This window comes from uncultured Chitinophaga sp. (genome assembly GCF_937874145.1).
Taxonomy (GTDB): domain Bacteria; phylum Bacteroidota; class Bacteroidia; order Chitinophagales; family Chitinophagaceae; genus Chitinophaga.
On the sequence record NZ_CALNBI010000434.1, the window covers coordinates 1 to 7,914 of the forward strand.

Consider the following 7,914-nt stretch of genomic DNA (forward strand, 5'->3'; position numbering starts at 1 on the left):
GCGGCATTCTAACCGACTGAACTACCGATCCTTCCCTTGAAATTACCCGAAGGCTCTTCCGTTTTGGGATTGCAAAGATAAGAACAAAAATCCCACAAACACAAATCTTTTATTGAATTTTTTTTCGGCCGGAATTGGGTAATTTCATTCACGCTCAATCACTGACATATGAAAAACCTTCTTCCCATAACCCTCCTCGCCATTTCCGCCTCCTGCAACCAGGCCTCCAAATCCCCCGCGGCGGACACCTCCATCGTCGAAGACGTGCAGAACCTCGTGCCCGTCGCCCCACCACCTCACGTCGAGCCCATCACCGCCCAAATCCAGGCGCAGGACTCCATCTTCGACGACGGGTCCATCCCCACCTCGTGGGAAAACGCCGGGTTCAACGACCCGGCCGACTTCAAACGCTTCCTCACCCGCTTCAAATCCTGGGTCCGCAACGATCAGCCCGACTCCATCGCCGCCTTCATCCGCTTCCCCCTCCGCCTCTACCCCTCGCCGGCCGACTTCAAATCACAGTACCACCAGATCTTCGCCCCGGCCCTTAAAACCGCGGTAGACACCCTCCGCCTCGATCGCATCTTCCGCAACTCACAGGGCGCCATGATCGCCAACGGCCGCATCTGGTTAGCCCCATTGCCCGAAGGTTACCGCATCATCGCCATCAATCCCCAATAACCATGACTGCCCGGGAAGCCGCCCTCCTCATCCATCTCCCCCAACCCGCCACCCGCCAGCCCCAGACCTGGGCCGACCTCGGCAGCGGTTCAGGCCTCTTCTCCGAAGCCCTCCTCCGGCAATTGCCGCCCCAAAGCCAGGTCTACGCCATCGACCGCTCCACCATCCCGCAACCCGCTCCCGGCATCATCCCGCTTCAGCGCGATTTCCTCGATTTCCCCTGGAGCCTCCCGCCCCTCCACGGCATCCTCATGGCCAATGCCCTCCACTTCGTGGAACAACAGGAAACATTCCTGCAACAGGCCGTGCGATACATCCTTCCGGGCGGACAATTCCTTTTCGTGGAATATGATACCGACACCCCCAATCCATGGGTCCCTTACCCCCTGAGCCTTTCCACCCTACAATCGCGCTTCCGCCACCTCGGCCTGCTGCCGCCGCAACTGCTGCGCACCATGCCCTCCAAATTCGGCCGCGCACGGCTCTACGCCGCCGTAACCGCGGTAGGTTAATCTCTTCACGCACCGAATTATAGCTGTTTTCCGATATTTGCACCACATGGCGAAACTCCGCTACATATGGATGGCCCTCTTCATCACCATGCTGGCCTGCCAACAACCCCGGGAAACGCACCGCGCGTTTTATCACTGGAAGCAACGGTTCGACCCCTCACCCGGCGAAAACACCGCGCTGCAAAAGCTCGGCGTCACCCGGCTGTACGTCAAATGCTTCGACGTGGACCAGCAAGGCGATAAAGCCGTGCCCGTGGCCATCAGCGATTTCCGCGCACCATTCCCCGACAGCGCTTTGCTGATACCCGTCGTTTTTATCATGAATGAAGTCTGGCAACGGAAAGACAGCGCCTGGACCCACGACGTCGCCCGGCGCACAGCCGGACTGCTCGCAGCGCTGTGCCGCAACATCCCGCCGGAACGCATTCCGGAAATACAGCTCGACTGCGACTGGACCCGCTCCACCCGCGACGCATACTTCGCCTTCCTGCGCGCCATCCGCAACGAGCCCTTCTTCCAAAACCGCCAGCTATCCGCCGCCATCCGCCTGCACCAGGTGAAATATACCGCCGGCAGCGGCGTGCCGCCGGTTGACAAAGGGCTCCTCATGTGCTACAACATGGGCGACCTGCGCAAACCCGGCGACCATAACTCCATCATCGATCCCGAAACATTGCTGTCCTACACCGGCAACAACCGCATCACCCAATACCCGCTGCCGCTCGACTTTGCGCTGCCGCTGTTCGATTGGGATGTGTTGTTCCGGAAAGGACAATACGCCGGCCTTACGCGCAATATGCCGGTCACCGACGAACGCATCTTCCGGAAGTCGGGAGACTTCAGCTATACCGTTGTGAAAGACACGGCCATCGCCAACGTTCGCCTCCATCCCGGAGACGTGATCCGGCATGAAGAAAGCGCGCCCGGCGTGCTGCGCAAAGCCGCGAAACAACTCTCGAAGCAACGGCAGCCCGGCGCGCCGGTGATCATCTTCTATCATCTCGAACCTGGAATTCTAAACAAATATGACCTGCATGAACTGGAAACGATTTACAGCCTATTCGGGTAGCGTACTGGCCCTCACGGTGGCAGGCGCCGCCTATGTGTGGTCCTGCGGTCCGGAACCCGACCCTTACGATTATTACACGACGCTTTTCAATCCCAACCTGGCAGAGAAGCCCGGTTTCGAGCCGTTCTACTACACGGCGCTGTCCGACCATTATGCCGCGGAAATACCGGAGCAAACGCTGAACCTGCGGGAATGGGGCGCTTACTTCAAAGGGAAAGTCAATGAGAAAGACCTGACGGAATTCATCTATACCTACACGCGCCCGCAGATGGCCGTGCTGTATAACCATATTGAAAAAAATCAGCCGCTGGAGCTGCCCGACAGCGTGCAGCAGAATGGTTTGACGAAATATTTCCTGGCATCGAAAGACCGCGAAACCCTTGGCTATTTCATGTACGCCAGGCAATGCGAGGCGCATTCCTCACCGGGAGATTACTGGGAAGTGCCCAAACGCGATTCCGTGACGATGCTGCGGCTTGCTAAAAACGGGATGCAGCTGTATCGCGCGGCGCAGAACGAAACCATCCGCGAACGGTATGCTTTTCAATCGGTGCGGATGTCGCACTACGCGGGGAATTACGCGCAGGCGCTGCAATATTACGATTCGCTCGCCGCGCCCCTGAAAAGCGAATCCCTCATCCATTACCGGACGCTGGCACTGAAAGCCGGTTCCCTCATGCGCACGGGCAAAAAAGCACAAAGCGCGTATCTCTTCTCGCAGATTTTCGATAAAGTACCCGGCCAGCGCAAACTCGCTTTCCTCAACCTGAAATGGGCGAATGTGTATGAAAACAGCGTCCTGCAACTTTGCAAAACGCCTTACGAGCGGGGAACGGTTACGGCGATGTACGCCTTGCGCCAGGCGGATTACCATCCACAGGGACTGGAACAGACCTACGCCCAGGACCCGAAGCACCCTTTGCTGGAAGTGCTGCTCAGCCGCGAGATCGCGAAGCTGGAAGAAAACTACATGACCGGCGTGCTGGGCAAGGAAAGCGGGCAGCTGCAAAACTATTGGTATTCATCTGAGTTCGGGCCGGAGAAAGTAGAACAGCTCCGGGATATCGTGGCGCGCTTCGCCAGGGAAGGAAAAGTGAAAGAACCCGCCTTGTTCCACATCACGGAGGCTTACCTGTCGTACATGCTGCGCGATTACAAAGCTACCCGCACCAGCCTCGCTTCCGCACAAAACCTGCCGGCCCGCCCGGATGTGAAGGATCAGTTCGAAGTGGTGAAACTGCTGCTGACCATCGCGGAGCAACCCCGTATCGACGCGCCCTTCGAACAGGCGCTGCTGCCTTCCCTCAAATGGCTGGATTCCAAACTGCCGAAGAAAGAACGCGCGTACTGGTACGATCCCGCGCCGGAAACGCTTACGGCCGATTATTATTCCCGCCTGTACCGCAACCTGATGGATTTCATCATCGCGCCGCGGTATGCAAAACAAAACGATCCCGCCCGGAAAGCGCTCGCCCTTTCTGTCCGCGACCGCGTCAATCCCTATCAATATTACTGGCAGTATGTGTCCGCACAGGATTACATCCGCGACAGCCTGCCTACCAGTACGATGATCACGCTCTACAACGGCAGCAAAGCACGCAACCAGTCTGCCTTCGAGACATATCTCTATCAAAATCTTGCACTGAAGGAAAATGAGCTCGGCGAAGCCGTGGCCATCAGCTACGTACGCCACCACAATTTCCCGGATGCGGTGGAATGGTTCAAGCGGAGCGCCAGCACCCGTGGAACAGAAAGCGCGCTGCGCCCGCAATTCCAGGATTATGGCATTGAAGAAACCGATTCCATGAGCCAGCCGATATCCGAGTTGCAGTTCGCGGAAAAAATGGCTTCGCTGGAAAAAGACATGAAGAAATCGAAAGTAAACCCGGAAACGTATTTCGAATACGCCAACGGACTCTTCAGCATTTCCTACTACGGCGCGTCCTATCACCTGTCTGTCAATTACCGCCCCAGCACCGACTGGTGGAAACCCTCGTACGACAACACGCCCTGGCTGAAGGAATATTTCGGTTGCTACCGCGCGGAGACCTTTTACAAAAAGGCCGCCGATGCCTCCACCGATCCGGAATTCAAGGCGAAAGCCCTGTACCTCGCCGCCCGTTGCGCCCAAAAGCATCTTCCCTATTCCGACGACCAGGAATGGCACCTGCAGGCGATACGCAGCAATCCTTACTTCCCGGAACTGTACGGCCAGTTCAAAAACACGGAATTCTACCAGGAAACCGTAAAAGAATGCGGGTACCTCCGCGATTTCGCCAAGGCGCAAAAACAATGATCAGATTGATTTTCAATGCATAAAAAAGGGGCTGGTATAAAAATACCAGCCCTAGTTTTTTTTCATCATTACTACTAAATAAACAATGCGGAACAGCCGGACGATGAGGCCCTGGCCATTCCACTAACAATATAACGAATTTCAGGCATTAAAAGTTGCGGATAGCCGTTTCCGTAATTGCAACTACTGCTATGCCTCGCTGCGCTGAAAACCTGCTACAAATACCATTTTTTATACCGCAGCAGCCCTTCCAGGAAATAATAATCGGCGTAAGTCAGCGGCACGTCCACTTCCGAATTGGCGAGAAAATGCCCCACGCTGTTCTTCAGCAGGAATCCGCCGTTTTCACCCAGCTTCGCACGGTAAGCCGGCGAGCCCAGCGACTGCAGCATCGTGGCCGCTGCGGACACATATTGTTGCTTCTCCTTCTTATCCACATACTGGCCCAGTTCCAGCAGCGCGGAAGCGGCGATGGCGCCGGCGGACGCGTCGCGCGAAGTCGGCATCTGCGGCGCATTGTAATCCCAATATGGAATTTTATCGGCCGGCAGGTTGGGATGATGCAGGATGAACTGCGCAATGTTCCGCGCGTGGCCGAGATATTTTTGATCACGGGTGAAGCGGTACATCAGCGTAAAACCATACAGCCCCCAGGCCTGTCCGCGGCTCCAGGCCGAGGTGTCGTGCGCGCCCTGGCCGTTCACTTTCTGGATGACCGTTCCTTTATCGAGGTCGTAATCCACGATGTGAAAAGTACTGTGGTCCGGGCGGTAGTGGTTTTTCAGTGTGGTATTGGCGTGGGTGACGGCGATCTCCCGGAAACGCGGGTCGCCGCCCTGCTGGGCTACCCAGAGCAGCTGTTCCAGGTTCATCATGTTGTCGATGATCACCGGGCAATTCAGCCTTTTGTTTTTGTTCCAGGACTGGATGGATTGGATGGAAGGTTTGTAACGGGTGATTTGATACACCGCCGCCGTGTCCACCACATCTTTATATTTTTTTTCTCCGGTGATGCGGTAAGCGTTGCCGAAGGAGCAATAAATCATGAACCCGATATCATGGTTGCCGGTATACCGTTTTTCCTTTTCAAGGATGGCAAGCCTTTGTTCGGCTTCGGCCTTCACTGCCGGGTCTTTGGTGTATTCGTACAGGTACCAGAGCGTTCCGGGATAAAACCCGCTGCACCACCATTCGGTGTCGGAGGTCACGGAGCGGCCGTTCTGGAAAGTGCGCGGCATGCGGTGAGCCGGGGTACTGTCTTTCAATACCTGGTACTGCTTCAACGCGAAGCGCATGTTTTCGTCAATCAATGTCCGCATCTCTTTTTTCGACACCTGCTGGGCGGAAACCGCCGACGGGATAACGAGGAATGCCAGCGCCGTGGCCCATTTAACGATTCTGGAAGTCATGTTGCGTTTTTTAAAAACTGTAAAACGGGAATTTAATCTGAACTGCAAACGTTTGCATAAAAATAATAAGCCATCCGGATTATCCAAGGAAATTTTTCGATATTGCGGGCATGCGACTTGTTTTACTATTCTTTTTAATATTTACCAGCTGCGCAACCAGCGCGCAAACAGGAAAAGTAGTATCGGTAAAGGATGGAGATACGATAGAAATGATGATCAACGGTAAAGCCGTCCGCATCCGGCTGTTTGGGGTGGACGCGCCGGAAAAGGGGCAGCCCTTCGGCGACAAAGCCCGGCAATACTGCGCGGAGCTCTGTTTCAACAAAACCGTGCGGATGGTCAAAAAAAACAAGGATCAGTATGGAAGGATCGTAGCGGAAGTCTACCTGCCCGACGGCTCCTCCCTCAACCACCGCCTCGTATCCGCCGGCTTTGCCTGGCATTACACCCAGTTCAGCAACAGCCGGGAACTGGCGCGCGCCCAGGAAAAAGCGAAACTGGAGAAATCAGGGCTCTGGGCCGATAAAAGCCCCATCGCCCCCTGGAACTGGCGGAAGCAACACCGCCGCATGGCCCGGTAAACCGAATATCTGACTATATGGCAACACCTCATCATACCGTCACCCTCCGCTTCCTCGCCGAGCCTTCCGACGTTAATTTCGGCGGCAAAGTACATGGCGGAGCTGTGATGAAATGGATCGACCAGGCCGGCTTCACCTGCGCGGCCAACTGGAGCGGACAATACTGCGTGACCGTCTACGTTGGCGGCATCCGTTTCTACAAGCCCATCGCCATCGGCGACCTCGTGGAAATCGACGCCTCCATCATCTACACCGGCCATACCAGCATGCACATTTCCATTCACGTACATGCCGGTAACCCGCGGCAGCAGGAGAAAGTCAAAACCACCCATTGCATCATGGTGTTCGCCGCCATCGATGAAAAAGGGCAAACCGTGCCCGTACCCAAATGGACGCCGCGCACGGAGCAGGAATTGAATATGGAACAATACGCCCACCGGCTGATGGACCTGCGGAAGAATATCGAAGATGAAATGAAACCCTACCTGTAAGTTCTTACGCGATCGCGCGGCTGAGCGCCTGTGCCTGGCCGGCCGTGTAAACGGCGGTCAACAACTCCCTGCGGGGAATCTGCCTGTCGAACAGTTTATCGGTGAACGCCCATGCGATGCGCTGGCTCTGGCCGAGCACATACACCGCCGGCAGCGGCGCATTTTCCTCGAACCCGGAAAGGCGCGCCCACAAGGGATCGGTTTCCGCGTAAATACCCGCGCTCTTCGCAATTTTGAAATCTTTATCGTACGCCAGCGCAAACGGCACGCCCAATGCCTTCAGATCTTCCGCCGGATCGCTGGAAACCACCAGCAACTGCCCTCCCATCACCTGGATATCCGCATACAAATCCTCCAGCTGCTGCAAAAACGACCGGGAATACCCGTTCCAGTGGCGGGAATAAAACGCGAGCACCAGCGGCTGGTTCAGCAACTCGCTGCCTACGATGTAAGCGCCCTCGGCGCCGAGGAACGAAAACGGAACCACGAAATCCTCGCGGTGCAAATGAAAAAGCGGCAGTGTAGCACCTTCTGCAACTGGCTGGATGGGCGTCCGGTCTTTGGGACGGGTCGAAAGGATGTCGTACCTGACTGGGGGCAAATCTGCGTAACGGTTGGTAGTGTACATAAAAGGTAGGTTGGTTTTTGATGCTGATTTCAAATGACAGTACAAATATAGGAAGAAAACCTATTAGTCCACCAATTTAGTGGACTTTTATTTTATAAAAAGAGAAACCCGCCATGGTGGCGGGTTTCTAATATATATAATATAGTATATCGCTTATTGTTTCACGAATTCGCCGTCTGCGATGATGTTCACTTCGTCGCTGAGCATCTGTGCGGGGAATTTAGCGCCGATATTGAAATCGCTGCGT

At 55.4% G+C, this 7,914-nt stretch carries 8 protein-coding genes; 6 read left to right on the forward strand and 2 right to left on the reverse strand.

The annotated features are described in order from the left end of the window. The first annotated feature begins 168 nt into the window (after positions 1-168). The 4 genes from Q0510_RS20950 to Q0510_RS20965 are packed head-to-tail and all read left to right on the forward strand — an operon-like array spanning position 169 to position 4,558. Positions 169-681, forward strand: a complete 513-nt coding sequence (locus Q0510_RS20950; RefSeq protein WP_298715991.1) for a hypothetical protein — start codon at positions 169-171, stop codon at positions 679-681. Between the two features lie 2 nt (positions 682-683). Further along, entirely contained in the window at positions 684-1,193 is a 510-nt protein-coding gene (locus Q0510_RS20955) for a trans-aconitate 2-methyltransferase (RefSeq protein ID WP_298715992.1), read from the forward strand. Positions 1,194-1,239: 46 nt separating this feature from the next. Continuing rightward, a complete protein-coding gene (locus Q0510_RS20960) occupies positions 1,240-2,262 on the forward strand; it encodes a hypothetical protein (RefSeq protein ID WP_298715994.1) in 1,023 nt (340 codons plus the stop codon). Beyond that, positions 2,228-4,558 (forward strand): hypothetical protein, encoded by a 2,331-nt coding sequence (locus tag Q0510_RS20965; RefSeq protein WP_298715996.1) that lies wholly within the window; start codon positions 2,228-2,230, stop codon positions 4,556-4,558. The genes Q0510_RS20960 and Q0510_RS20965 overlap by 35 nt, the downstream gene beginning before the upstream one ends. A gap of 215 nt (positions 4,559-4,773) precedes the next feature. Here Q0510_RS20965 and Q0510_RS20970 read toward each other — a convergent pair whose 3' ends face one another. Beyond that, on the reverse strand, positions 4,774-5,967 hold the full coding sequence (locus Q0510_RS20970; protein ID WP_298715998.1) for a glycoside hydrolase family 88 protein: 1,194 nt from the start codon (positions 5,965-5,967) through the stop codon (positions 4,774-4,776). A 110-nt stretch (positions 5,968-6,077) separates the two neighbouring features. Here Q0510_RS20970 and Q0510_RS20975 point away from each other — a divergent pair, with 110 nt between their 5' ends. Together Q0510_RS20975 and Q0510_RS20980 are read left to right on the forward strand one after the other, a co-directional pair. Then, positions 6,078-6,548: a thermonuclease family protein gene (locus Q0510_RS20975; protein ID WP_298716000.1), complete on the forward strand. Its 471-nt coding sequence runs from the start codon at positions 6,078-6,080 to the stop codon at positions 6,546-6,548. Positions 6,549-6,565: 17 nt separating this feature from the next. Beyond that, positions 6,566-7,039 carry an acyl-CoA thioesterase gene (locus Q0510_RS20980; RefSeq protein ID WP_298716002.1) on the forward strand — a complete coding sequence of 158 codons (474 nt, stop codon included), beginning with the start codon at positions 6,566-6,568 and terminating at the stop codon, positions 7,037-7,039. A gap of 4 nt (positions 7,040-7,043) precedes the next feature. Here Q0510_RS20980 and Q0510_RS20985 read toward each other — a convergent pair whose 3' ends face one another. Then, entirely contained in the window at positions 7,044-7,667 is a 624-nt protein-coding gene (locus Q0510_RS20985; protein ID WP_298716004.1) for a peroxiredoxin, read from the reverse strand. Positions 7,668-7,914 lie beyond the last annotated feature (247 nt).